The organism is Acidovorax sp. 93, from assembly GCF_003633835.1.
GTDB lineage: Bacteria > Pseudomonadota > Gammaproteobacteria > Burkholderiales > Burkholderiaceae_C > Acidovorax > Acidovorax facilis.
This window is the reverse complement of record NZ_RBIT01000001.1, coordinates 1,024,556-1,048,558: the sequence shown is the minus strand read 5'-3', so window position 1 is coordinate 1,048,558 and position 24,003 is coordinate 1,024,556. Positions and strand designations below refer to the sequence as shown.

Annotated in this window: 21 protein-coding genes and 1 tRNA gene; 7 read left to right on the top strand and 15 right to left on the bottom strand. The window is 64.2% G+C overall.

The features are described 5' to 3' along the window. Positions 1-28: 28 nt before the first annotated feature. From C8C93_RS04745 to C8C93_RS04730, 4 genes are all read right to left on the bottom strand, one after another. Positions 29-1,090 (bottom strand): aldo/keto reductase, encoded by a 1,062-nt coding sequence (locus C8C93_RS04745; protein WP_121506078.1) that lies wholly within the window; start codon positions 1,088-1,090, stop codon positions 29-31. A gap of 122 nt (positions 1,091-1,212) precedes the next feature. Further along, a complete protein-coding gene (locus C8C93_RS04740; RefSeq protein WP_121506077.1) occupies positions 1,213-2,433 on the bottom strand; it encodes a dienelactone hydrolase family protein in 1,221 nt (406 codons plus the stop codon). 42 nt (positions 2,434-2,475) lie between these two features. Next, positions 2,476-4,023, bottom strand: coding sequence for an NAD(P)/FAD-dependent oxidoreductase (locus tag C8C93_RS04735; protein WP_121506076.1), 1,548 nt, complete (start codon positions 4,021-4,023; stop codon positions 2,476-2,478). A gap of 10 nt (positions 4,024-4,033) precedes the next feature. Next, positions 4,034-4,834 carry an SDR family oxidoreductase gene (locus C8C93_RS04730; RefSeq protein ID WP_121506075.1) on the bottom strand — a complete coding sequence of 267 codons (801 nt, stop codon included), beginning with the start codon at positions 4,832-4,834 and terminating at the stop codon, positions 4,034-4,036. 248 nt (positions 4,835-5,082) lie between these two features. Between C8C93_RS04730 and C8C93_RS04725 the strand changes: the two genes are divergently transcribed. Next, the gene (locus C8C93_RS04725) at positions 5,083-6,123 is read left to right on the top strand and encodes an AraC family transcriptional regulator (RefSeq protein WP_121506074.1); all 1,041 of its coding nucleotides are present in this window, start codon (positions 5,083-5,085) and stop codon (positions 6,121-6,123) included. Between the two features lie 7 nt (positions 6,124-6,130). Here C8C93_RS04725 and C8C93_RS04720 read toward each other — a convergent pair whose 3' ends face one another. The 10 genes from C8C93_RS04720 to C8C93_RS04675 all read right to left on the bottom strand — a co-directional run bounded on the left by C8C93_RS04720 (position 6,131) and on the right by C8C93_RS04675 (position 15,449). Continuing rightward, complete coding sequence (locus tag C8C93_RS04720; protein ID WP_121506073.1) at positions 6,131-7,228, bottom strand: CDP-6-deoxy-delta-3,4-glucoseen reductase; 1,098 nt, start codon at positions 7,226-7,228, stop codon at positions 6,131-6,133. A gap of 17 nt (positions 7,229-7,245) precedes the next feature. Then, positions 7,246-7,965 carry an ABC transporter ATP-binding protein gene (locus C8C93_RS04715; RefSeq protein ID WP_121506072.1) on the bottom strand — a complete coding sequence of 240 codons (720 nt, stop codon included), beginning with the start codon at positions 7,963-7,965 and terminating at the stop codon, positions 7,246-7,248. Further along, entirely contained in the window at positions 7,962-8,720 is a 759-nt protein-coding gene (locus tag C8C93_RS04710) for an ABC transporter ATP-binding protein (RefSeq protein WP_121506071.1), read from the bottom strand. Before C8C93_RS04710 ends, C8C93_RS04715 begins: the two co-directional genes overlap by 4 nt. Further along, the gene (locus C8C93_RS04705; protein ID WP_121506070.1) at positions 8,717-9,712 is read right to left on the bottom strand and encodes a branched-chain amino acid ABC transporter permease; all 996 of its coding nucleotides are present in this window, start codon (positions 9,710-9,712) and stop codon (positions 8,717-8,719) included. Before C8C93_RS04705 ends, C8C93_RS04710 begins: the two co-directional genes overlap by 4 nt. Positions 9,713-9,907: 195 nt before the next feature. Further along, a complete protein-coding gene (locus C8C93_RS04700) occupies positions 9,908-10,828 on the bottom strand; it encodes a branched-chain amino acid ABC transporter permease (RefSeq protein ID WP_121508655.1) in 921 nt (306 codons plus the stop codon). A 36-nt stretch (positions 10,829-10,864) separates the two neighbouring features. After that, entirely contained in the window at positions 10,865-12,025 is a 1,161-nt protein-coding gene (locus C8C93_RS04695; protein WP_121508654.1) for an ABC transporter substrate-binding protein, read from the bottom strand. Positions 12,026-12,120: 95 nt separating this feature from the next. Continuing rightward, entirely contained in the window at positions 12,121-12,468 is a 348-nt protein-coding gene (andAb, locus tag C8C93_RS04690) for an anthranilate 1,2-dioxygenase ferredoxin subunit AndAb (RefSeq protein ID WP_121506069.1), read from the bottom strand. Between the two features lie 8 nt (positions 12,469-12,476). Beyond that, positions 12,477-12,962, bottom strand: coding sequence for an anthranilate 1,2-dioxygenase small subunit AndAd (gene andAd, locus C8C93_RS04685; RefSeq protein ID WP_121506068.1), 486 nt, complete (start codon positions 12,960-12,962; stop codon positions 12,477-12,479). Positions 12,963-12,974: 12 nt separating this feature from the next. Then, complete coding sequence (andAc, locus tag C8C93_RS04680; RefSeq protein ID WP_121506067.1) at positions 12,975-14,255, bottom strand: anthranilate 1,2-dioxygenase large subunit AndAc; 1,281 nt, start codon at positions 14,253-14,255, stop codon at positions 12,975-12,977. Between the two features lie 189 nt (positions 14,256-14,444). Next, positions 14,445-15,449, bottom strand: coding sequence for an AraC family transcriptional regulator (locus tag C8C93_RS04675; RefSeq protein WP_121506066.1), 1,005 nt, complete (start codon positions 15,447-15,449; stop codon positions 14,445-14,447). 319 nt (positions 15,450-15,768) lie between these two features. Here C8C93_RS04675 and C8C93_RS04670 point away from each other — a divergent pair, with 319 nt between their 5' ends. The 6 genes from C8C93_RS04670 to C8C93_RS04645 all read left to right on the top strand — a co-directional run bounded on the left by C8C93_RS04670 (position 15,769) and on the right by C8C93_RS04645 (position 22,525). Then, positions 15,769-16,677, top strand: a complete 909-nt coding sequence (locus tag C8C93_RS04670; protein WP_121506065.1) for an alpha/beta fold hydrolase — start codon at positions 15,769-15,771, stop codon at positions 16,675-16,677. Between the two features lie 201 nt (positions 16,678-16,878). Further along, positions 16,879-17,983, top strand: a protein-coding gene (prfB, locus tag C8C93_RS04665) for a peptide chain release factor 2 (RefSeq protein ID WP_121420455.1) whose coding sequence is annotated in 2 segments (ribosomal slippage) — positions 16,879-16,959 and positions 16,961-17,983 — 1,104 coding nt in all. Because the reading frame shifts where the segments join, the coding sequence is not laid out codon by codon here. Positions 17,984-17,992: 9 nt separating this feature from the next. After that, the gene (locus C8C93_RS04660; RefSeq protein ID WP_121506064.1) at positions 17,993-18,667 is read left to right on the top strand and encodes an HAD family phosphatase; all 675 of its coding nucleotides are present in this window, start codon (positions 17,993-17,995) and stop codon (positions 18,665-18,667) included. Further along, positions 18,651-21,407: an aminopeptidase N gene (gene pepN, locus C8C93_RS04655; protein ID WP_121506063.1), complete on the top strand. Its 2,757-nt coding sequence runs from the start codon at positions 18,651-18,653 to the stop codon at positions 21,405-21,407. Before C8C93_RS04660 ends, pepN begins: the two co-directional genes overlap by 17 nt. 23 nt (positions 21,408-21,430) lie before the next feature. Then, complete coding sequence (locus C8C93_RS04650; protein WP_055402642.1) at positions 21,431-22,438, top strand: class 1 fructose-bisphosphatase; 1,008 nt, start codon at positions 21,431-21,433, stop codon at positions 22,436-22,438. A gap of 11 nt (positions 22,439-22,449) precedes the next feature. Next, positions 22,450-22,525 (top strand) — tRNA-Thr (locus C8C93_RS04645). A gap of 159 nt (positions 22,526-22,684) precedes the next feature. On the opposite strand, the gene C8C93_RS04640 is transcribed toward C8C93_RS04645, so the two are convergent. Continuing rightward, entirely contained in the window at positions 22,685-23,992 is a 1,308-nt protein-coding gene (locus C8C93_RS04640; RefSeq protein ID WP_121506062.1) for a nitrate- and nitrite sensing domain-containing protein, read from the bottom strand. Positions 23,993-24,003: the final 11 nt, after the last annotated feature.

The following is a 24,003-nucleotide window of genomic DNA, read 5'->3' as shown; positions in this document are numbered from 1 at the left end:
GCCCCTTTTTGCTATCTGTGCACAGTGATCACAATGCCGGGTCGCGCAGCTCCCAGCGGATGGCGTCGATCTCCTTCAACACCTCTGGCGACAGCGTGGTTCCCCAGGCATTCAGGTCTTCATCCAACTGCGCCACCGACGTCACGCCGATGATGGTGCTGGCCACCTGCCACTTGGTGTAGCAGAACGCCAGCGCCATTTGCGTAGGCGTCATGCCATTGGCACGGGCCAGGGCGTTGTAGCGGCGCGATGCCGTGAGCGCCTCGGGGCGGCCCCAGCGCTGCTTGCGCACGGATTCATACGTGGCAATGCGTGCGCCCTGGGGTGCCGATGGGCCGGTGATGCCGCTCTCGTCGTACTTGCCCGTCAGCAGGCCAAAACCCAGCGGTGAGTAGGCGAGCAGCGACACGTTCAGGCGGTGGCAGGTTTCGTCCAGGCCGTTTTCCCAGGTGCGGTTGATCAGGCAATACGGGTTTTGCACCGTGGCCACCCGAGGCAGGCTGTGCTGCTCGGCCAGGCGCACGAATTCGTGCACACCATAGGGCGTCTCGTTCGACAGGCCGATGTACCGCACCTTGCCCGCCTTCACCAGCCCCGACAAAGCTTCGAGCTGCTCGCGAATGGGGGTGGTGGAGGTTTCCTTGGAAGGGTCGTAGTACAGGTTGCCAAAGGCGGGCACGTGGCGCTCGGGCCAGTGGATCTGGTAGAGGTCGATCACATCGGTCTGCAGGCGGCGCAGGCTGCCCTCGCACGAAGCAACGATATCGGCCGCAGCCATGCCCTTGCCCTCGCGCACCCAGGGCATGCCGCGCGAAGGGCCCGCCACCTTGGTGGCCACCACCAGTTTCTGGCGCGCACCGGGGTTCTTGGCAAACCAGTTGCCGATGATGGTTTCGGTAGCGCCAAAGGTCTCAGCCTTGGCTGGCACCGAATACATCTCGGCCGTGTCGATGAAGTTCACCCCCCTTGCCAGCGAGCGGCTGAGGATGTCGTGGGAATCAGATTCGTTGACCTGTTCACCAAAGGTCATGGTGCCCAGGCAGATGGGGGTGACGTGCAGGTCGCTCTGACCGAGTTGGATATTGTTCATGCGGACTCCGTTGGCAAGCCGCGCAGTTTACGGGTTGCCAGCAAAGTCTGCAGGCCTGGGCTTGCACACCCGCCTCACAGGGTTTGCTGCACGCGCCATGCGGCAAACCCTGCGGTGTTTTTCTACCGTTCCATCAGCCCGTTCGAAGGCAGCGTTTCATCCAGCAGTTTGCGCGCTGTCTCCACCCCTGCCACGGGCAGGCCGTTGGGATCGAGCAACCCCACCTGCACAAGCACACTGGCCTGGTCCCAGTAGATATGCTCGTGGTAGAGCTTGTCGCCGCGAAACTTGACCACCGCCAGCAGCGGTATTTCTACACGCCGCCCCGTGGGCGCGACGCCGGGCAGCATCCAGGGGATCTCGGTGGTATGGGTGAAGCAAAACAGCATTTCATCCACCACCTGCGTGGCGCCCACCGTGCGCGAGATGGGGGTCAGGCTGGTATCAGGTGGGTTGCTGTTGACAAAGTGACGGGTGTAGAAGTCGTGCAGATGCCGGTAGCCCACACCGCCCGTCATGGTGGGGATGTGGTTCACATAGGGCTCCGCCACCATGGTGGACATGGTGGCGTCCACATTGCGCGTGGCGAACTCATATTCGCAGTGTTTGTCCCACAGGGCCGAGAGGTCGTAGTGTGGCCCCATTGCGCGTCGCAAGGCAGCCACGCTGCGCTGGTGTGCCATCAGGGCCGACGGCTTGTGGAAGTGGTCGCCACCCACGCGTGCAAACGCATGGTCGGTGCCGGGGTAGATGTACAGCTCCACGTTCTCGCGGCCCGAAAGGGTCTGCACGATGGCCTCGCGCGCGGGCGGCGGGCAAAAACCGTCAAGCTCAGCGATGTGCAGCACCAGGCGGCACTGGATATCAGCGGCTTCAGCCAGCGCAGCTTCTATGCCGACGCCGTAGTAGCCCACCGCCACGTCGGCATCGGTACGGCAGGCCGCCAGGTAGGCCAGCTTGCCGCCCAGGCAGAAGCCCAGCACACCCACCTTGCCGCCCTGCGTGCGGATCTCGGGGCGCGCACGCAGCGCCGAGATGGCTGTCTGCAGGTCCTGCACGCCCTTGGCTTCGTCAAAGCCCTGGTAGAGCGCAAATGCGCGCGGCATATCCTTCGCTGCATCGAGTTCCACCGCCGGCTCCTGGCGCCAGAAAAGATCGGGTACCAGCACCACATACCCTTCCTCTGCGTAGTAGTCGGCGACGTCACGCATGGTGCCGTTCACTCCAAAAATCTCCTGTGCAAGCACCAGCCCTGGTCCGCCGCCACTGGCGGGTGTGGCGAGGTAAGCGCGAAAGCTGCCGCTGCCGTCTGCGGCTTCGAGGGTGATCCATTGTCCTGGCATGTTCGGGATCCTTGTAGAGGGTATTAGTGGTTTCAAGAAGGTTCAGGAAGCCGCAGCCCCGGAGGTGGCTTGGGGCGCTGCAACAGCCACGGTGGCATTCGCATGACGCGCCAGCAGTTGCCGGGTGACCACCGCATAGTCCGACGGATCCACCGGCCCCAGCCACTGCTTGAAGCGGGTGAGCACACCAAGCGGCAGCCCCATGTCCTGCAGCAGTTCGTCAATATTGTGCACAGAGAACGGGATGATGTTGGTGCCTTTGGAATGCTTGCCGTCGGTGCGCTCCTCCATCCAGGCCAGGCGCCGGTCGATCTGCGCGTTCATCTGGTCCGGCCGCAGCAGCTGCAGCCCACCGCGCAGGTGGTTGGCCAGCCACAACGCACCGATCTCGCAGTTGAGCTGGCTGAAGAACGAGGAGTTGTAGCCGTTGAACGCCAGGCGCGGCATGCCCACAGGCAGGATGGACCGGTACAGCCGGAAGTTGCCGCGCGCATCGGTCACACGCTGCAGCACACTGATGTCGAAGAACGGCACCTGCTGGTGCCAGCCCGTGCCGCAGACCACGATGTCGGCAGGCACCGTTTCACCGTTGCTCAGCACAGCCTGCCCGGGCTTCAGGGCCTGGATGCTCACGCCTTTGCGCACGCCCAATTCGCCAGCGGCCACCTTCTCGTAGAAGCCGTCGGTCACCAGGCTCACGGTGCTGCGGGCGATGGTTTCGAGCGGCGTGCCCGGGTGCAGGCCGATCTCGCGGAGCTTGAGTTGGCGCGTGACCACCGATTCCACGCTGCCCAGCATGGAGTTGCGCACCGGCAGGCCCGGGCCGTGCAGGAATTTCTCGAAACCCTTGGGCTCGATGTACTTGAACAGCGCCTCGCCCATGCGCGTGAGCAGCAGGAACTTGAAGTTCAGCACGTTCATGAACTTCTTCGGAATCTTCCAGATAAGGTGGCGCGCAAGTACCGTGGTGCTGGCACTGTCGGCCGCGATGGCATTGGCCACATCGCACGACGACTTGCCGTAGCCCACCACCAGCACATGCTTGCCGCACGCATCGTTCGCGTTGTTGAACTGGCTGGTATGGCACACACGCCCGCCTGCGGCCACAAAGGCATCCGCCCCCGGGTACTGCGGCACTGCAGGCTCGCTGAAGATGCCGTTGCACACCACCAGGTAATCAAAGCGATACACCTCGGCCGGCAAGGCGCCGCCCTGCCCCGTCGCTGCGCGGCGCGCCTGCACGGTCCACACACCGGCCTCTTCATCGAGCATCGCGCTCTCCACAGTGGTGGACATGCGCAGGAATGGCACCAGTCCGAAGTGCTCGGCATATGACTGCAGGTAGGCCTGCACCTGCTGGCCCGAGGGCCACTCGGGGTAGCTGGCTGGCATCGGAAAGTCCGACAGCGCATAGGTGGTGCGCGGGTTCTGCGTGGTCAGGCCCGGGTAGCGGCGCGAGGCGGCCCACACGCCGCCTACGTCAGGCTCCTTCTCGAACACCGTCACCTCAAAGCCAAAGGCGCGCAGCACCTTGGCGGTGGAAAGGCCGGCGAAACCGGCACCGATGATGCCTACAGATCGGATGGTCATGGCTGCTCCTTCACAACATGAGTTTGGGGATGGCGGGCTCGTACGACTCGGGCCCCATGGCCGAGTAGCCGCCGTCGCAGGCATAGTCGGCGCCGGTCACGAAGCTGGCTAGGTCCGAGCACAGGAAGAGCACCACGTTGGCCACCTCGGCCGGGTCGCCCACGCGGCGCAGCAGGTGGAAGGGCGCGGCCACGCGGTCGGTTTTGGCGCGGTCGCCCCCGGTGAGCTGGTCCATGATGGCTGACCAGGTCCAGCCGGGTGAGACGCTGTTCACGCGCACACCCTCGCCCGCCAGGTCCATGGCCATGCTGCGCGTGAGCTGCACCATGGCCGCCTTGCCCACCGGGTAGAGCCAGCGCCCCGTCTGCGCCACACCCGAGGAGATGCTGGTGAAGTTGACCACCGCCCCGCCGCCCGCGCGCTGGAAATGCGGGCGCACGGCCTTGAGCACCATCACCGCGCTGACCAGGTTGACATTGAGCGAGGCCAGCCAGTCCTCGCGCGGCGAGGCGATGCCGTCGTCCAGGTACGAGCAGGCAAGGTTCACCAGGTAGTTCACCCCGCCGTGGCGCTCGGCGGCCAGCGCCACGCAGGCAGCCACCTGGGCGTCGTCGGTGATGTCGGTGCGGCTGAACAGCACCCCATCGCCCAACTCGTCCGCCAGGGCCTGTCCGGCCTCGGCATTGATGTCGGCCACCACCACCCGCACCCCAGCCTGGTGCAGTGCACGCACCACCCCGGCACCGATGAGGGTGGCGCCCCCGGTCACGATCGCGCTCTTGCCGCGCATGCCTTCAAATCCCTGGACCATGCTGACTCCTGTGGCTATTGCAATGACTGTTGCGGTGCAGCAGCGGTAACACGCCGTCACATCCGCCCCCATGCCCCCGGGTGCTAACGCTCTTGCGCAGCACCCGGGGCATGCACAAGAATAGAAAAGCAGCCCGCGCATCCACATCCCGAAAGCGCAGGGCGTATCCCACAAACGCATGTTTTCGCGCCCCTGCCGTGGCGTGTTTCGTGCTTGCCCAAAAACCAACATCCCACCGGCCAAACCGCATGCACACCGCCCAGCAGAACAGCACCGCGCACCCGCTACCGCTGGAGCGCTATCGCCTGTTCGACAGCCACGACCTGGACGAGGCGCGCGAGTTCGTGGGCCGCGTGTTCTGCCCGCATGACCTGGCCACACTGCGCCCGGGCGCGCAGCTTGACGCCTGCCACCACAGCGTGCCCCTGCACCGCGACGCAAGCCTGAACTACGTGCAGTACGGGCCGGCAGTGCGCATTGAGCCTGGCCATTTGGGAGGCTTTTACCTGCTGCAGATTCCGCTGCGCGGTGGCGCCATGGTGCGGTGCGGCAGCCAGGCCGTGGAATCGCATGCGCTCATGGCCTCGCTGCCATCGCCCACTGAAGCGCTGTCGATGCGCTGGCACGACGACAGCCCACAATTTATCGTCAAGATAGACCGAGCGGCTATGCAATCACGCCTGTCTGCCCTGCTGCAGGCGCCCTTGCACCAGCCGCTGGTGTTTGACCTGGGGGTGGACCTGACCAACCCGGCGCTCTTGGGCATGACGAGCTTCATTGCCTACCTGCGCTCTGCGGTAGAAACCAATGCCATCCTGCTGGGACACCCGTTGCTGGCCGAGCAGGCCGAGAACCACCTGCTCACCAGCCTGCTGCTCAGCACGGGACATAACTACTCAGCGGCACTGGCCTCAGGTGCATTCAGTTCTGGCGCAGTGCCCACGGTGCTGCCGCGCGTGGTCAAGCGTGCGCAGGAGTACATGCACAGCCAGTTGGAACAACCCATCACCCTGGCCGATGTGTGCGCACATGTTGGCGTCAGCGCCCGTTCGCTGCAGCAGACCTTTGCGCAATGCACCGGTAAAAGCCCCATGGCATTCCTTCGGGATTTGCGGCTTGATGCCGCCCGCATGGCACTGCAAAGCAAGTTTGCAGAACGTGCACCGCAGGTGTCGGATATCGCCGCGCGCTATGGCTTCTTCCACCTCGGCCACTTTGCAGAAGGCTACCGCCGGCGCTTCGGCGAGACGCCCTCAGAGACACGCCAGCGCGTGGGCCCACCGCACTGATCCCCGCTCACCCCGGCTGTGCCACGAAGGCATCTGCAAAGAACAGGGTGGACTGCATGCTGGCCCGGGCCATAAAGTCGCGCCGCGCGGCATTCACCATGGCGGGCGCACCGCAGGCATACACCTCATGCTGCGACAAATCTGGATGGTCCTGCAACACGGCCTGATGTACCCAGCCCCTATGTCCCGTCCAACCATCGGCTTCGGGGGAGTCTGACAGCACCGGCACATAGGTCAGGCGTCCCTTCCAGGCCTGTTCCCATTCCTTGCAGAGGTCATGCAGATACAGGTCCTGCCGCGCGCGGCCGCCCCAGTACAGGGTGATTCGGCGTCCACTCCCCGCGGCAAGGAGCTGCTCCACCAATGCCTTGATAGGCGCAAAGCCTGTTCCGCTCGCCAGAAGAATGGCCGGGGCATCGGTGGCGGTGTGCATGCCGAAGGTACCAAACGGCCCCTCAATGCGCAGCACATCGCGCACCTTGAGTTTGCCGAACACCTGGTCCGTGAAAAGGCCGCCCGGCAGGTGGCGGATGTGCAGCTCCAGCAGGTCAACGCCCTCACGCGCCGGAGTGGCCAGCGAATAACTGCGACGCCGGTTGCCAGGCAGCAGCACATCCACATACTGGCCCGCCGCGTAGTGCAGGCGCTGGCCTGCGGGCGGTTGCAACTGCACGCGCATCACATCGGGGGCAAGACGCTCCATGGCCGCGACCCGCACCGGTAGCTTGCGCACATCTATACCCGGAATATGAGGGATCTCGGCACACTCCAGCAGCAGGTCACCCGCCGCTGCCGAGCAGCACAAAAGGCGTTGGCCCTGGGCCAGGTCTTCAGCCGTCAGCGCGGAGGGTAAGGCCCCAGCAATATCCTGGACCGGCCCATGCAGCACCTGCGCCCTGCAGGCGCCGCAGCTGTCCGTTTTGCACTGGTGGGGCAAGCGGATGCCTGCGCGCGCTGCGGCGTCCAGCAGACTCTCGCCAAGCTGCGCCACAAACATCTTGCCGGCCGGCAGCAGCGTGACGCGGTGCTCCTGCGCACGGAGTTCAGCGTATGCCTGCGCAGATGGCGATTTCTGTAGATCCAAGTCCACATCACAGTCCAGCATGGTCGGCCCTTCAACCCTTACACCGTAAGGTAACGCGCCCACAGGCTGCGGTCTGCATTGAGCGCAGCAGAGTCGCCCTGCCACACCACCCGCCCGCGCTCCAGGATCACATGGCGGTCTGCCAGGTCCACCAGGCGGTGCACGTATTTGTCCACCACGAGAATGGTCTGCCCAGCGGCCTTGAGCGTGGCCAGGCAGCGCCAGATCTCCTCGCGGATCACGGGCGCCAGGCCTTCGGTGGCTTCATCCAGGATGAGCAGGCGCGGGTTGGTGGACAGCGCTCGGCCAATGGCCAGCATCTGCTGCTCGCCCCCCGATAGCTGGTTGCCCAGATTGTTCTGCCGCTCCTTCAGGCGCGGAAACACGCCGTAGATGCGCTCCAGGTCCCACGCATCGCGCAGGCCATTGCGGTGGTCGGCAAAGGCCACCAGATGCTCGCGCACGGTGAGGTTGGGAAACACATGGCGCCCCTCGGGCACGATGGCCAGGCCCAGACGGGCGATGGCATCGGTCTTGAGCCTGCTGGTCGCCTCTCCTGCAAAACGGATACCACCGGCTGTAGGACGCAGCGCACCGACCAGGGCCTTGATGGTGGTGCTTTTGCCCATGCCGTTGCGGCCGAGCAGCGAAACCACTTCGCCTGCCGCGATCTGAAGGTCAATACCAAACAACACCTGGCTCACGCCATAGCCGGCCTCCAGGGCCTGGCAACTCAACAAAGGCTCTGGCGTGCTCATGCAGTGGTCTCCAGGATTTCGGTGCCCAGGTACACAGCCTGCACCTCCGGATGGTTGCGGATCTCGTCGGGCGTGCCAGCGGTGAGCACGCGGCCATACACCAGCACCGAGATGCGGTCGGCCAGGCGAAACACGGCCTCCATGTCATGCTCGATGAGCAGCACCGCCATGTCCTTGCGCAGAGCCTCGATGAGCTGCACCATCTGTTGCGACTCATCTGGCCCCATGCCCGCCATGGGCTCATCCAGCAGCAGCAGCTTGGGGCTCGCAGCCAGTGCCAGCGCCACATCCAGCGTGCGCTGTGCGCCATGCGGCAAGGCACCCGCCGTCTCGGCAAGGCTGTGCTGCAGCCCTACGCGCTCCGCCAGTTGGTCTGCCTTGGCGTACAGCTCAGCGGCTTGCGAACGTGGCTGCTGAAAACGAAAACTGGAGCCACTGTGCGCCTGCACGGCCAGAAGCAGGTTGTCACGCACAGTCTGCGCAGGGAAGATGCGCGTCACCTGGAAGCACCGCGACAGCCCGTGGGCCACACGGCGGTGCATGGGCAGCGGAGTGATGTCCACGCCGTCGAGCAGCACACGCCCTGCATCGGGCTGCAGCAGGCCCGATATCTGGTTGACCAGCGTGGTCTTGCCAGCGCCGTTGGGGCCAATCAGCGCATGAATCTCTCCCCGCTCCACCGAAAGGCTCACATGGTCGGTGGCCAGCAGGCCTCCAAAGCGCTTGATAAGGCCTTCGACTTGAAAAAGGCTCATCGGGCACTCCTTGCGCGCCGGTCTGCCAGCGCCGCCAGGCCCTGGGGCGCATACAGAGCGGTGACGATCAACAGCGCCCCCAACGGCATGTGCCAGTAGTCGGTATTGAGCTTGAGCACCTCTTCGAGCGTGAGCCACACCGCAGCTCCCACTGGCCCGCCCCAACGTCGGCCCAGGCCACCAATCACCACCATCACAATGAGCGTGGCCGATTGCGTCCAGTGCATCATCGACGGGCTCACGAAGCTGTTGCCTGTGGCCAGCAGCGCACCGGCCAAGCCCGCCACGGCGCCCGCCAGCCCAAACGCAGTCAGCTGCAGCAGATACACCGGGTAACCCAGCGCGCGCATGCGGGTCTCGTTGTCGCGGATGCCCGTGAGCGCTGCGCCAAAACGCGAGGCCGTAGCCCGGTCAAGCCACCACAGCACCAAAGCCACCAGCGCCAGCACTACCCAATACAGCGTGGACTCATCGGCACCATTGAGCCCCAGGCCCAGCAGCGGCCGCATGGGCAGGGTGTAGCCGTCATCGCCGCCATAACTGCGCAGTGACACAAACACGAAATACAGCATCTGCGCAAAAGCCAGCGTGATCATGATGAAGTACACGCCCCTGGTGCGCAGCGATACAGCGCCAATCAGCAACGCCGCCAATGCTGCCAATGCCATGGCTGTAGCCCACACAACCCAGGCCGATGTCACGCCCGCATCCGAGAGCATGACCACCGCATAGGCCCCCACGCCCACAAACCCGGCATGACCCAAGGCCACCATGCCACCAAAGCCCATGATGAAGTTCAGGCTGGCGGCAGCCAGGGCCACCACCAGCACGCGGCGCACAAAACCGATGTAGAAATCCAGGCCCAGGGCCGATGCCACCAGCGGGAACAGCGCCAGCGCCCCCAGCAAGGCCAGCGGCAGCAGTGCGCCACGCCAGCGTGGCACATTCTCCTGCTGCAACGCGGAAGAAGTAAAACTCAGGGAAGAAGGCATATCAGGTTCCGTCGGTTCTATGCGCCACCCGCAGCGCATGAAACTGGCGCGGCCAAGGCCAGTGCCCCCGCGCAAGAGCCGCTCCGCCGCAAAGGCGGCGTATCCAGAGCTTGCGCTGGGGGCGTCCCCCTCCCGACTCGCGCAGCGAGTCGAGAGAGGAGTGAAGGCGCGAAGCGACTCAGGGGGTGTTTCATTTCAGCCCGTGGCAGAAAACAGCCCCGCAGGGCGAAAAGACAACACTGCGGCCATCAGCGCGTACATGGCCACTTCGGCACACAGCGGCCCCAGGTCGGCAGCCACGGCGGGCGGTAAGGTGGCGCGCAGCAGCAGCGGCAGGAAGGCTCGGCCAATGGTGTCCACCAGGCCCACCAGCAGCGCGGCCACAAAGGCGCCCCGCACCGAGCCAATGCCGCCGATGACAATGACCACCAGCGCAGGAATCAAAATGGACTCACCCATGCCCACCTGCACGGCCATGATGGGTCCCATCAGCGCACCAGCCAGTGCGGCCAGTGCAGCACCCAGCAGAAAGATGCCACTGAACACGCGCTTGACGCGCACGCCCATCAGCTCGGCCATCCACCGGTCGGATGCCCCCGCCCGCACCAGCATGCCCACGCGGCTGTGGTTGACCAGTAGGTACAAAAGCCCTGCCACCAACACCCCAGCGCCCAGCACCACCAGGCGGTACGAGGGGTAAGGCAGCCCGGCAAACAGCTCCACCGGCCCCGCCAGGGCTGCGGGCGTGGGGGCCATGATGGGGGACGGGCCCCACACCATCTTTACGGCATCGTCGGCCACCAAAATCACACCGAACGTGGCCAGCACCTGGGCCAGGTGGTCACGCCCATACAGGCGGCGCATCAGCGTCACCTCCAGCAGCACCGCCACCAGCATCGTGGCCGCTATGGCCACCAGCACGGCGCCTGCCAGCGAGCCGCTTTGCACATGCACGGTGGCCGCCACATAGGACCCCACCATGAACAGCGAGCCATGCGACAGGTTCATCACGTCCATGATGCCGAAGACCAGCGTGAGGCCCGCAGCGATGAGGAACAGCATGAGCCCATAGCCCGCGCCGTTGAGCAACTGCTCGAAGACAAGTATCGGATTCATGGTGCGCAAGGGGCTGTTCAAGTGGGCTGCCAACGATCACTTCAATGGGCACTGGCTGGCATAGGCATCGCCGTAGTTCTCCAGCACCGTCTTGATGGTCTTGTTGGTCACACGGCCTTCAGCGTTCTTGCCGATGGTGCGCAGGTAGAAGTTCTGCACCGGGAAGTGGTTGTTGGCGTATCGGAACGTGCCACGCACCGAGGGAAACTGCGCCTTGGCAAAGGCCTTGATAAGAGCCTCCTTGTCGCTCACCTTGCCGCCCACGGCCTTCACAGCGGCGTCCATGGCGGCAATCACGTCATAAGCCTGGGCTGCGTAGATGGACGGATAGCGGCCGCCGTACTCCTTGCGGAAAGCCGACACAAAGGCCTTGTTGGGCGCGTTGTCCATGTCATGCGCCCAGTGTGTGGTGTTAAACAGGCCCAACATCGGTTCACCCACCGCACCGATGATGTCTTCGTCGGCCGAAAAACCGCTGGTGACCAGCGTGATGTCCTTGGACAGGCCTGCGCCCACAAACTGCTTGATGAAGTTGATGCCCATGGCACCTGGCAAAAAGAAATACACCGCATCAGGCTTGGCCGCGCGCAGCTGGGCAAGCTCGGTGGCGTAGTCGATCTGCCCGACCTTGGTGTAGATCTCGTCGGCCACCTGGCCCTTGTACTTGCGCTTGAAGCCGGTGATGCCGTCCTTGCCCGCCGGGTAGTTGGGCGCCATCACCACCATGCGGCCAAATTTCTGATCGGCAGCAAACTGCCCAGCTGCCTCGTGGAACTGGTCATTCTGGTAGGCCGTGCCGAAGAAATACGCGTTGCACTGGGCGCCTGCGAGCTGGCTGGGACCGGCGTTGTTCGAGAGGTAAGGCACCTTGGCCGCGAACAGCGAAGGCGCCACCGCCAGCGCCACGTTCGACGCGATGGGGCCGGTGAAAAGGTCGATCTTCTCGCGCTGCACAAAGCGGTCCACCAGCTGCTTGGCCTGGTCGGGGCTGCCGGCCATGTCGGTTTGCACAAACTCGACCGGTTGGCCGCCCAGCTTGCCCCCGAGCTGCTTGATCGCCAGGGCAAAGCCGTCACGCGCCTCGGCACCGGGGCCTGCAAATGGGCCCGAGATATCAAGCGCCATGCCGACCTTGATGGGGCCGGACTGCGCAATCGCAGATACGCAGCTGCAGGCCGCCAGGGCCACCAGAGCCATCAGGCGTGCCACAACGTGCACGCGAGAGGATGAGCGAAAGGTGAGAGCCATCTTCAGTCCTTGTCTAACAACGTTCAAGAGAAAATCGGTGTGCACTACACGCCCACCTCGACCCGCCCCGCCACCACGCGCACCGGGAACGTGCGCACCGCTTCGGTGACCGGTGCCTTGCAGGGAGCGCCCGTGCGAATGTCAAAGGTGCCCTGATGCAAGGGGCATTCCACACAGCCGTCTTCCACGTAGCCATCGGACAACTTGGCGGCACCGTGGGTGCACAGGTCGTACAGGGCGTACAAGCCCTCTCCTTCGCGGAACACCGCCACGGGCAGTCCGCCCACCACCACGGGCCAGACGGCGCCGTCCGGGAAGTCATCGGGTTCGCCCACGTCGTGCCAGGCGGCGCAGGTGTGCCCGGTGGGTTCAATGTCTGTGGTTGTTTGCATGGTGGATCTCAGATGGGGGTGGCCAACAAGGTGGGTACGCGCAAGGTGTCGTACACCACCCGCTTGCTGCGGTAGCGCCACTCGCCTTCGTGTTGCACCACCTCGTCGAGGTAGGTGCCCGCCTGGTACACGCTGGAATCCCCAGCCTGGCCGGTGATCACCACGATGTAGCTCGACTGCGTGCGCACCATGCCGTCCTCCACACTGGTGATGACCAGGCCCGACGTGGCGTGGCGATAGGCATGGTCTTCAAAGATGTTGGCGTGGCGCAGGGAGAGCACACGGTCGCGCAACATGCTGGCGTTGCGGCAGTACACGATGGGTGCAGGAAAGCCCGCATCGAAGTTCTCCTTGGGGATGATTTCGTAGCGGCAGTCCTCCACGAAAAAGCCAGGCCAGTCTTCAAGCCGGTTGGTGTCCAGCGCGCTCACATAGCGGTGCTGCAGCTCCAGCAGCTCGGTCCACAGTTGCAGTCGTTGTAGTTGTGTTGTCATCTCGGTGGTTCCTCAATAGCCCATCAGCTTCTGGTAGCCCACCCAGAAGCGGCGGATCAGGTTTTCGGTGATGACGGTGTCTTGCTGGTCTGGCGCCTCGCGCGCCATGGCGATGTAGGAGTGCTTGTCGCCATCGCGCACCGTGCCCCGCTGCACCAGCTCGGTGGCCTCGGTGTCTTCCATCGAGATATAGCCTGCAGGCCCCACCAGGTTGGCCTGCAGCAGGCGCAGCTCGCGCATCTCGGGCGTGTCGTCCTCGTAGCCAAAAAAGTGAAACACCAGCTCGAAGTTGCTGGGCCCCTTGGTCAGCAACTGGCGCGCCACCAGCGTGTTGTGGATTTGCTGCACCACCAGCTGCGGAAAGATGGGCTGGATGTGGTTGGTGGTCATCTCATCGAACTCCTTGATCTGCCCCAGCAGCGTCGGGTCTTCGAGCGCAAAGCCTTCGTCCATCGAGCGGATGTTCTGCGCGCTGTAGGCCGCAGCGGTATCCGTCTCCACCTCAGGCTTGGTCACGGTGATGATGCTGTGCAGACCATGGTTCGCATCGGGGATGGAGCGCGCCTTCATCCCCACGCGGAAGATGTTGAAGGTGGTGTGGAACAGGTGCAGCAGGCTCGCGTGGTACGGGTCCTTCACGTTCTCGAAGTACAGCTTCCAGTTCGACTTGGAGTACTGCCGCGTGCAGCCCAGGTAGACGATGGGCTTGTGGAAGATTCGGTCGATCCATGGGCGCATCTCGGCGCCCAGGTAGTCAGGCAGTGGTGGGGTTTCGCCGCTGAAGGTGGCAAACAGCAGCCCCTTGTAGCTGTCCACGCGCAGCTTGTGCAGGTTGTGTTCTTCGGGCTTGAAGTCCTTGGGCATGCCCACCATGCCCTTTTGGCCCCGGCGAAACGGCACACCCTGCAGGTCGCCATTGGCCGCAAAGCTCCACTGGTGGTACACGCAGGTGTGGCTGGCGGCATTGCCGCGCTTTTCGCGGCACACCATGGCGCCACGGTGCGCGCAGCGGTTGACCCAGCACGAAAGGCCTTCAGGGGTGCGGGTGACCACCACGGGCGTATCGCCAATGAACGTGGATTTGAAGTCACCCACATTGGGGATCTCGGCTTCCAGGCCCAGAAAGCTCCACACGGGGCCACGGAAGATGCGCTCCTGCTCGCGGTCATAGACCTCTTGCGCGCTGAACACCCGGTACGGCACGTTGGAGCCATCAGGCTGCGGGAAAAACACCTGGCGCTGGGCCTTCAGCGAGGCGGGTGGTGCGACTTCAACAACCGGGATTTCAGACATGGGCAACACCTCTTGGATGGGGATACCTCCATGCTAAAAATCGAAGCACACTCGCGCTATCCAGTATCGGCACAGTGCGCGCAACGCCTGTCCGGTTCTTGCAAATCTGATGGGAGTTGTGCAGCGCTGGAGCGTGCGGCAGCCCCTGCGCCATGCAGGCGACTGCAGCAGTCGGAGTGGCCAGTGAAACTACGCGCCAGCCGTCTGGCTCGGCAGCTCGCCGAAGCGCTCGCGGTAGTAGCTCGAAAAGCGGCCCAAGTGGCCAAAGCCAAATTCCAGCGCGGTATCTGTCACGCAGTGGCCCGGCTGCTCCAGCAGCCGCGCACGCACGGCGTCCAGTCGGCGGTTGCGCAACAGCACCATGGGGGACTCGCCATGGTGGCGCTGGCACAGCATGTTCAGCCCGCGCACGCTCACGCCAGCGGCACGCGCCAGGTCTTCCAGCGCCACGGGGGCGCTGAGGCGGCTGCGCATGTAGTCATCCAGCCGCTCCAGGCGGCGCAGGTCGCCTGCGGCAGCGGCACTGGAAGGCAGTTCGATCTGTGGCACCGTAGGCTGCATAGGTACCGGCATGCCCTGCGCACACGATGCAAGGAACAGCGCCACGTTGCTCTCCATGTGATCCACCCAGCGCACATGGGCGGCGCTCTCCACCGTCTGCTGGCTCACGTGCAGCAGGGACTGCATCAAAAAATGCCACTGCTGCCCCTGCACCGAGGACAGCGCAACGATGGGGTGCACAAAACGGGTGTCGTTCTGCAGAGATTCGGGTGCCCAGGCCCGCAACAACTGGCACGGCACCTTGAGGATGAGCTGGCGCGCGCCCTGCTGCCAGCGCATGTGCAGGTCGCGGCGCGGCGCGATGAGCGCAGCGGCCCCCGCAGGCAGGCGGATCGGTACCCCATCCGACACCATCTCGGCCACGCCCGACAGCGACAGATGCACAAGGACAAAATCATCGAAAGGGCGCGGGCGGATTTCCACCTCTGCACCGTATTGCAGCATGAACATCTGCAACTGGCGGATGCGCACCTTGGACAACGCAGTGTCCACCGCACCACTGCACCATTTCAGGCCGTGGTCCGAAAACTCGCGGGCCACCAGATCATGGGAATCCACCCGCGCGTCCGAGGTGAACACCCGCCGCCGCTGCAGGGCGGACAGGTCCAGAGACAAGGCAGACGGGGACGCCATCGGATAAGACCTCTTCGTGGGAATAGGCGCAGCACATTCGACGATGCGCTGCTTGATATGCGTCAAAACAGCAATTTCCATACCCAAGGGGTCTTATCCGTCTTTTGTCCGTTGCAGGCCCTTTGCCTGGAGGGGCACATCCCATCGCGCTCCCTGGCTTTCGCTGCCTGCGCAGCCCTCACTACCTTGAGCCACCTAGGCGACAGGCCCCGCCCCACGGCTGGCTGGCACCCGACGTAACATTGCCGCCACACCGGATGCGTGCTTTGCAGCCACCTGCGCAGCCCCACCCCACACTGACCGCCCTGCCCCTCTCTCCATGTACCAAGCCCTCAAGCCCTCCCGCAGCAGCACGCTGCCATTGCGCCGCCTCGATTACCACGTCCGCCACTGGGGCCCTGAGCAGAGCCATCTGCCCACGCTGGTGCTGGTGCACGGCTGGATGGACGTGAGCGCCTCCTACCAGTTCACGGTGGACGCGCTGCAGCAAGAGCGGCGCATCATCGCGCCCGACTGGCGCGGCTTCGGGCTCACGTCCAGCGCGCAGGCCGACCATTACTTTTTTGCCGACTACCTGGCCGACCTGGACCTGCTGCTGGACCACTACGCGCCCGGCGAGGCCATCGACCTCGTTGGCCACAGCATGGGCGGCAACGTGGCCATGATGTACGCCGGTGTACGGCCCGAACGCGTGCGCAAGCTGGTCAACCTCGAAGGCTTCGGCTTGCCCGCCACGCGGCCCGCGCAGGCGCCCACGCGCTATGCGCAATGGATCGACGAAATCAAGCAGCTGCACCAGGGCAACAAGGACCTCAAGACCTACGACAGCGCCGATGGCGTGGCGCGCCGCCTCATGAAGACCAACCCGCGACTGTCGGAAGACAAGGCGCAATGGCTGGCCCAGCACTGGGCGCGACCCAACGCGCAGGGCCTGTGGGAGATCCTGGGCGACCCTGCGCACAAGATCACCAGCGCCCAGCTGTATCGCGTGGACGAAGCCCTGGCCATCTACGAGCGCATTACCGCCCCCGTGCTGGCCATAGAGGCCAGCGGCGACAGCCTGGGCCAGTGGTGGAACGGCCGGTACACGCTGGACGAATACCACCAGCGCCTGACCCATGTGCGCAACTGCCGCACCGCTGTCGTCGCAGACGCGGGCCACATGCTGCACCACGACCAGCCCGAGCAGGTGGCGCAGCTCATGGAGCAGTTCCTGAACGAAGCGTAGCCAGAATTTGAGCCCAATTGGCCGCTAGCGCTTATCCAACAAGCGCCAGCAGCTATCATTTTTGAAATTTTGTCCCCACAGATTCTCCGTTTGGCAAGCCCTCTGTCAGTCCAGTTGCCCAGCCAGGGGGCATTGAGGGGGCCTTGGCCCATCCCATGAGAAAATCGCGGGTTATTCCACCGAACACTCAGGACGAGAATCATGGACGCAGAACGTATCAACCTCATCGGCACCACCCTCAGCGACCTGGCTCTGCGCACGCAAGAGTTACGGAGGTATCTTTGACTTCGATGCCAAATTTGAACGCCTGCGCACGGTAAACGCATCGCTGGAAGACCCTGCGGTCTGGAACGACCCCAAGAAGGCCCAGGAGCTGGGCAAGGAACAAAAGTCTCTCTCCAGTGTGGTCGTCACGCTCGACAAGCTCACGCGCGAGCTGGCCGACAACGCCGAGCTGTATGAGATGAGCAAGGAGGAAGGCGACGAGCCGGGCCTCATGACCATCGAGGCCGAAACCGCCAAGCTGCGCCCGCTGATCGAAGAGCTGGAGTTCCGCCGCATGTTCAGCAACGAGGCCGACCCGCTCAACTGCTTTGTGGACATCCAGGCCGGCGCCGGCGGCACCGAGGCCTGCGACTGGGCGAGCATGCTGCTGCGCCAGTACCTCAAGTACGCCGAACGCAAGGGCTTCAAGACCACGGTCGAGGAAGAAACCCCGGGCGACGTGGCCGGCATCAAGAGCGCCACGATCAAAGTGGAGGGCGAATACGCCTATGGCCTGCTGCGCACCGAAACCGGCGTGCACCGCCTGGTGCGCAAGAGCCCCTTCGACTCGTCGGGCGGCCGCCACACCAGCTTTGCCAGTTTGTTCGTCTACCCCGAGATTGATGACTCGATCCAGATCGACATCAACCCGGCCGATGTGCGCACCGACACCTACCGCGCATCCGGCGCGGGCGGCCAGCACATCAACAAGACCGACTCGGCCGTGCGCCTGACGCACATCCCCACGGGCATCGTGGTGCAGTGCCAGGACGGCCGCAGCCAGCACGGCAACCGCGACATCGCCTGGCAACGCCTGCGTTCGCGCCTGTACGACCACGAGATGCGCAAGCGCCAGGAAGAGCAGCAGAAGCTGGAAGACACCAAGACCGATGTGGGTTGGGGCCACCAGATCCGCTCGTACGTGCTGGACAACAGCCGCATCAAGGACCTGCGCACCAACGTCGAAATCTCGGCCACGCAGAAGGTGCTCGACGGCGACCTGGACGCCTTCATCGAAGCTTCGTTGAAGCAAGGCGTCTAAGCGATGCGGATGCGCACCGACGCCATCATCTTCGACATGGACGGCACCATGATCGACTCCATGCCCTGGCACGCCCAGGCGTGGGTCGAGTTTGCACGCCGCCGTGGCATGGACATTGACGTGCCCGATCTCATGGCACGCACCACGGGCCGCAACGGCACCGAGTGCATCGTGGAGCTGCTGGGGCGCCCCGTGTCGCAAGACGAGGCCGACGCGCTCACGCACGAAAAGGAAACCATCTACCGCGAACTGTTCGCCCCCCGCTTTTCCGAAGTGGCGGGTTTTCGCCAGTTCGCAACCCACGTGCGCGCGCGCGGGCTCAAGGTGGCCGTGGGTACTGCGGGCGACATCGGCAATGTGGAATTCGCCCTGGGCCACCTGGGCCTGGAACCGGCCCCACAGGCCATCGTGCGCGGCGACGAGGGCCTGCCTGGCAAGCCCCAGCCCGCCATCTTTCTGGAGGCGGCACGCCGCATTGCGGCAGCCCCCGAGCACTGCATCGTTTTTGAAGACGCGCCTTTTGGCATTGAGGCCGCACGCCGCGCCGGCATGCGCGCCGTGGCCATCTGCAGCACCCACACGCCCGAACAACTGGCCGGGCCCCATGTGCTGGCTGCCGTGCGCGACTACACCGAACTCATGAACACCGACTTTCTGGAGAGCATCCATGTTGCAACTGCATAGCGCAGACGGAAGCGGAGACGGCGCAGGCCCGGCCGCCGCCATCCGCCGCGAGGACTACACGGCCCCCGCCTACTGGATCGACAGCGTCGAGCTCACCTTCGACCTGGACCCCAACAAGACCCGCGTGCTCAACCGCATGACGCTGCGCCGCAACCCCGATGTGGCTGCGCAGCCACTCAAGCTCGACGGCGATGACCTGAACCTGGCACGCGTGCTGGTCAACGGCCAGGGCACCTCGTTCAAGATGGAAGGCGCCCGCCTGGTGCTGGAGAATTTGCCTGAGGGCAGCGAGCCTTTTGCGCTAGAGATCTTCACTACCTGCTGCCCTGCCAAGAACACGCAGCTCATGGGCCTGTACGTGAGCCAGGGCACCTTCTTCACGCAGTGCGAGGCCGAGGGCTTTCGCCGCATCACCTACTTCCTGGACCGCCCGGACGTGATGGCCAGCTACACCGTCACGCTGCGCGCCGACAAGGCCCAGTACCCGGTGCTGCTGAGTAACGGCAATCTGGTGGACAGCGGCGAGCTGGAAGACGGCCGCCACTTTGCCAAGTGGGTGGACCCGCACAAGAAGCCCTGCTACCTGTTCGCCCTGGTGGCGGGCAAGCTGGTGGCCCGCGAGCAGAAGATCAAGAGCCGCTCGGGCGCCGACCACCTGCTGCAGGTCTACGTGCGCCCCGGCGATCTGGGCAAGACCGAACATGCCATGAACTCGCTGATGTACAGCGTGGCCTGGGACGAGGCCCGCTTCGGCCTGCCGCTGGACCTGGAGCGCTTCATGATCGTCGCCACCAGCGACTTCAACATGGGCGCGATGGAGAACAAGGGCCTGAACATCTTCAACACGAAGTACGTTCTGGCGAGCGAATCCACGGCCACCGACACCGACTTCGCCAACATCGAAAGCGTGGTGGGCCACGAGTACTTCCACAACTGGACGGGCAACCGCGTGACCTGCCGCGACTGGTTCCAGCTGAGCCTGAAGGAAGGCCTCACGGTCTTCCGCGACCAGGAATTCAGCATGGACCTCGCGGGCAGCCCCTCTGCCCGCGCCGTCAAGCGCATCGAAGACGTGCGTGTGCTGCGCACGGCACAGTTCCCCGAAGACGCAGGCCCGATGGCCCACCCGGTGCGTCCCGACAGCTACGTCGAGATCAACAACTTCTACACCGTCACCATCTACGAAAAGGGTGCCGAGGTGGTGCGCATGCAGCACAACCTGGTGGGCCGAGAAGGTTTTGCCAAGGGCATGAAGCTGTACTTTGAACGGCACGACGGCCAGGCCGTGACCTGCGACGATTTTGTGCAGGCCATCGCCGATGCCAACCCGGGCAGCCCGCTGGCGCAGCACTTGCCCCAGTTCAAGCGCTGGTACAGCCAGGCCGGCACGCCCCGCGTGCGCGCCACGGGCCGCTACGACGCGGCCACGCGCTGCTATGCGCTCACCCTGTCGCAAAGCTGTGCCCCTACTCCCGGCCAAAGCGAGAAGCAGCCTTTCGTCATCCCGGTCGAGCTGGGCCTGATCGATGCCACCACCGGTGCCGCCCTGCCCTTGCACCTCGCGGGTGACGGCGCTGCAGAAGGCGCAGCCCCCACCACCTCGCGCGTGGTGGTGCTCACCGAGGCATCGCAGACCCTGACCTTCACCAACCTGGACGCCGAGCCGGTGCCGTCGCTGCTGCGCGGTTTCAGCGCCCCGGTGGTGCTGGACATCGACTACACCGATGCACAGTTGCTCACCCTGCTGGCGCACGACGCCGACGCCTTCAACCGCTGGGAAGCAGGGCAACGCCTTGCGCTTCGCACCGCTATCAATGCAATAGCTGATAGCGCAATGGGGACAAGCGCTAGTGGCCAATTTGACCATCAAATTCTTGCTGCGGAATTTGTGGATGCCATGCGCAGCGTGCTGCGCAATCCAGCGCTCGACGCGGCCTTCAAGGAGCTGGTGCTCACGCTGCCATCCGAAACCTACATTGCAGAGCAGCTTGCGGTGGTGGACCCACAGCGCATCCATGCCGTGCGCGAAGCCATGCGCGAGCAGTTGGCCCTGTCGCTGCAGGCCGACTGGGAAGCGGCCTGGGAGCAGAACCAGGACACCGGTGGCTACAGTCCCGATCCTGTGTCCTCGGGCCGCCGCGCACTCAGCGGGCTGGCGCTGCACATGCTGTGCATCGCCGCGCAGAAGACGGGCGACGTGGTCTGGCCCGGCAAGGCGTACCAACGCTTCAAGGTGGCCACCAACATGACGGACCGCTTCAACGCCCTGACTGCCCTGGTGGCCAGCGGCAGCGAACTGGCCACACCCGCCCTCGCCCGCTTTCATACGCTGTTCAAGGACGAGCCCCTGGTCATCGACAAGTGGTTTGCGCTGCAGGCCGGTGCGCCCGACCGTGGCGGCAACGTGCTGCCCGCAGTGCGCCAGCTCATGGCGCATCCAGACTTCAGCCTGAAGAACCCCAACCGCGCACGCAGCGTGATCTTCAGCTACTGCAGTGCAAACCCCGGCGCCTTCCACCGGTCGGATGCCGCAGGCTACGTGTTCTGGAGCGACCGTGTGATCGAGCTGGACGCCATCAACCCGCAGGTCGCTGCCCGCCTCGCGCGCGCGCTCGACCGCTGGAAGAAGCTGGCAGACCCCTGGCGCAGCGCCGCCCGCGAAGCCATTGCCCGGGTAGCCGCCAAGCCGGATCTGTCCAACGACGTGCGCGAGGTGGTGACCCGCGCACTCGCCGAATAAACCACGACCGAGAAGAGACCGACATGGCAAAAAGCATCAGCCTGACCCGCTACCTTGTTGAACAGCAACGGGTGGACGGACTCATCCCCTCGCAACTGCGCCTGCTCCTGGAAGTGGTGGCACGCGCCTGTAAGAGCATCAGCCACGCCGTGAACAAAGGCGCGCTGGGCGGCGTGCTGGGCACGGCCAGCAGCGAAAACGTGCAGGGCGAGATCCAGAAAAAGCTCGACATCATCGCCAACGAGGTGCTGATCGAAGCCAACGAATGGGGCGGCCACCTGGCGGCCATGGCCTCGGAAGAAATGGACGGCATCTACCTGGTGCCCAACCGCTATCCGCAAGGCGAATACCTGCTGCTGTTCGATCCCCTGGACGGCTCCAGCAACATCGATGTGAACGTGAGCATCGGCACCATCTTCAGCGTGCTGAAAAAGCCCGATGGTGACCGCGGCGTGGAGGAAGGCGACTTCCTGCAGCCCGGCACCCAGCAAGTGGCCGCAGGCTACTGCATCTACGGCCCGCAGACCACGCTGGTGCTCACCGTGGGCGATGGCGTAGCCATGTTCACACTCGACCGCGAACAGGGCTCCTTCGTGCTGACCGAAGAAAACGTGCGCATTCCCGAGGACACCAAGGAATTTGCGATCAACATGAGCAACATGCGCCACTGGGACGAGCCCGTGAAGCGCTACATCGACGAATGCCTGCAGGGCAAGGACGGCCCGCGCGGCAAGGACTTCAACATGCGCTGGATTGCCAGCATGGTGGCCGATGTGCACCGCATCCTGACCCGTGGCGGCGTCTTCATGTACCCCTGGGACAAGCGCGAGCCCAACAAGCCCGGCAAGCTGCGCCTGATGTATGAAGCCAACCCCATGGGCTGGCTCGTCGAGCAAGCTGGCGGCGCCGCTACCAATGGCAAGCAACGCATCCTCGACATCCAGCCCACCCAGCTCCATGAGCGTGTCAGCGTGATCCTCGGCTCAAAAAATGAGGTCGAGCGCGTGACCAGCTACCATTCCACGCTATAATTCGAGGCTACGCCGGTGTAGCTCAGTCGGTAGAGCAGCTCATTCGTAATGAGAAGGTCGGGTGTTCGATTCATCTCTCCGGCACCAAATGAAAGCCCCTGATTCGCAAGAGTCAGGGGCTTTTTGCATGCGATTGCTGTGCAAATCCTTGTTGCACTACATCGTGGCGTAAACGTTGTGACACCGGTCAGCAACGCCACCGACAAGACCAGGCAGGGCTCGCGACCATCCTGCGCCCAGCCAAGGTCAAGGCCTGGGATCCCTCTGCCCCTGTTGCGCGAATGCAAGGTCCGGTAGCGACAACGTGGCCTCGGCTACCTCCAGCAGGCGGCGGTTCTGGTCCATCGAGGTTTTTTGCAACACTCTGAAGGCGACCTCCTCGTTCATGCCAAGTCGGGCCATCAACACTCCTTTAGCGCGCTCTATGACCTTGCGCTCGTTGAGCGTGCGGCGCGCAGCATCCAGCTCCGCTTCCATGCTGGCCATGCGGGCCGTCTGGGTCTGCAGCAGCTCCATGAGAGATGCGGGTTCCCCCGCTTGGGCGCCACCCGGAGGTGCTGGCACCACAGTGGGCGCCAGTGCCATGTCAAAAAACCGATCCACGGCATGCGTACGCTGCGGCGGGTTGTCGCGCAGTCCGCGCAGCAGGCCTTTGGAGTCCTGAAGGTCTTGCTGAGCTTCGAGGATGCGCGCCTCGCAGTCCGCCCGCAAGCGTTTGACGAGATCGACCTGGAGGTGCCACAGCGCATTGATGCGCTCGGAACAAACATCGAACCAGATGTCACTGAGATCGCCGTCCAGCGCAGCGTCTGGCCGGGCCACACACAGCGTTCGGCGCAAGCGCTCCAACTTGGCCACACCGGGAGATAGCTGTTGTTGCTCCCATCGCACGCGCAGTTCTGGCTCGGCGAACTCGGCGAAGACACGCAGGCTACGCTCCTGCGCATCGATGAGGTGAATCACACGCTGCTGGTGCGCCTCGTTGCTGCGGCCGGAGGCATACAGCAAGGCGCCCAAAGCCCGCTCCTGGCCCGCCTCTTCCTCAGCTTGCACGAGGTGCAGCAACGCCACCAGCAGGCGAGACACGCTGGGCAAACCCGCCGCATCGGCTACATGGAAGACCAACTCGATCAGCCCTGCAATGAGGTGGCTGTATGCGGCGACAGAATCGTTGGCACTCATTGCCTGACGCTCGATCTGGGTGCGCAGCGCTGGCAACGACTCCATCCCGAGCAGCGCCCATGCCATCAGCGACAGCGCCTTGGCAGTGGCGCCCTGTGCAGGCTCGATGTGCTGAGCAAACACTTCACGCAGCCGGGCCTCCAAGGGGCCCACCTCTTCGACCACCCGCAGGCGCATGTCGGCAAAACGCTGTGCCTTGGAGGCCAGGAAGGCCCCTGAAGCGCCCCGCTCGCGCTGCAGGCCCTGGATCAGTTGCCCGATCACATCCACCAGTTCAGCCCGACTGGCCAGATGGCGCACAGCATCAATCTCCAGTTGCTTGGAACGCAGGACAAGGTTCGATACGGACAAGGGCGCCGCGAGGTCGGGCATGCAGGTTTCCT

Excerpts from the sequence above, each read along its gene's own strand:
- andAc (WP_121506067.1), bottom strand. The coding sequence starts at position 14,255 with ATGTCTGAAATCCCGGTTGTTGAAGTCGCACCACCCGCCTCGCTGAAG.
- C8C93_RS04715 (WP_121506072.1), bottom strand. The coding sequence starts at position 7,965 with ATGAGCACGCCAGAGCCTTTGTTGAGTTGCCAGGCCCTGGAGGCCGGC.
- C8C93_RS04700 (WP_121508655.1), bottom strand. The coding sequence starts at position 10,828 with ATGAATCCGATACTTGTCTTCGAGCAGTTGCTCAACGGCGCGGGCTAT.
- andAb (WP_121506069.1), bottom strand. The coding sequence starts at position 12,468 with ATGCAAACAACCACAGACATTGAACCCACCGGGCACACCTGCGCCGCC.
- C8C93_RS04740 (WP_121506077.1), bottom strand. The coding sequence starts at position 2,433 with ATGCCAGGACAATGGATCACCCTCGAAGCCGCAGACGGCAGCGGCAGC.
- andAd (WP_121506068.1), bottom strand. The coding sequence starts at position 12,962 with ATGACAACACAACTACAACGACTGCAACTGTGGACCGAGCTGCTGGAG.
- C8C93_RS04730 (WP_121506075.1), bottom strand. The coding sequence starts at position 4,834 with ATGGTCCAGGGATTTGAAGGCATGCGCGGCAAGAGCGCGATCGTGACC.
- C8C93_RS04705 (WP_121506070.1), bottom strand. The coding sequence starts at position 9,712 with ATGCCTTCTTCCCTGAGTTTTACTTCTTCCGCGTTGCAGCAGGAGAAT.
- C8C93_RS04675 (WP_121506066.1), bottom strand. The coding sequence starts at position 15,449 with ATGGCGTCCCCGTCTGCCTTGTCTCTGGACCTGTCCGCCCTGCAGCGG.
- C8C93_RS04695 (WP_121508654.1), bottom strand. The coding sequence starts at position 12,025 with ATGGCTCTGGTGGCCCTGGCGGCCTGCAGCTGCGTATCTGCGATTGCG.
- C8C93_RS04670 (WP_121506065.1), top strand. The coding sequence starts at position 15,769 with ATGTACCAAGCCCTCAAGCCCTCCCGCAGCAGCACGCTGCCATTGCGC.
- C8C93_RS04640 (WP_121506062.1), bottom strand. The coding sequence starts at position 23,992 with ATGCCCGACCTCGCGGCGCCCTTGTCCGTATCGAACCTTGTCCTGCGT.
- C8C93_RS04725 (WP_121506074.1), top strand. The coding sequence starts at position 5,083 with ATGCACACCGCCCAGCAGAACAGCACCGCGCACCCGCTACCGCTGGAG.
- C8C93_RS04650 (WP_055402642.1), top strand. The coding sequence starts at position 21,431 with ATGGCAAAAAGCATCAGCCTGACCCGCTACCTTGTTGAACAGCAACGG.
- C8C93_RS04710 (WP_121506071.1), bottom strand. The coding sequence starts at position 8,720 with ATGAGCCTTTTTCAAGTCGAAGGCCTTATCAAGCGCTTTGGAGGCCTG.
- C8C93_RS04745 (WP_121506078.1), bottom strand. The coding sequence starts at position 1,090 with ATGAACAATATCCAACTCGGTCAGAGCGACCTGCACGTCACCCCCATC.
- pepN (WP_121506063.1), top strand. The coding sequence starts at position 18,651 with ATGTTGCAACTGCATAGCGCAGACGGAAGCGGAGACGGCGCAGGCCCG.
- C8C93_RS04660 (WP_121506064.1), top strand. The coding sequence starts at position 17,993 with ATGCGCACCGACGCCATCATCTTCGACATGGACGGCACCATGATCGAC.
- C8C93_RS04720 (WP_121506073.1), bottom strand. The coding sequence starts at position 7,228 with ATGCTGGACTGTGATGTGGACTTGGATCTACAGAAATCGCCATCTGCG.
- C8C93_RS04735 (WP_121506076.1), bottom strand. The coding sequence starts at position 4,023 with ATGACCATCCGATCTGTAGGCATCATCGGTGCCGGTTTCGCCGGCCTT.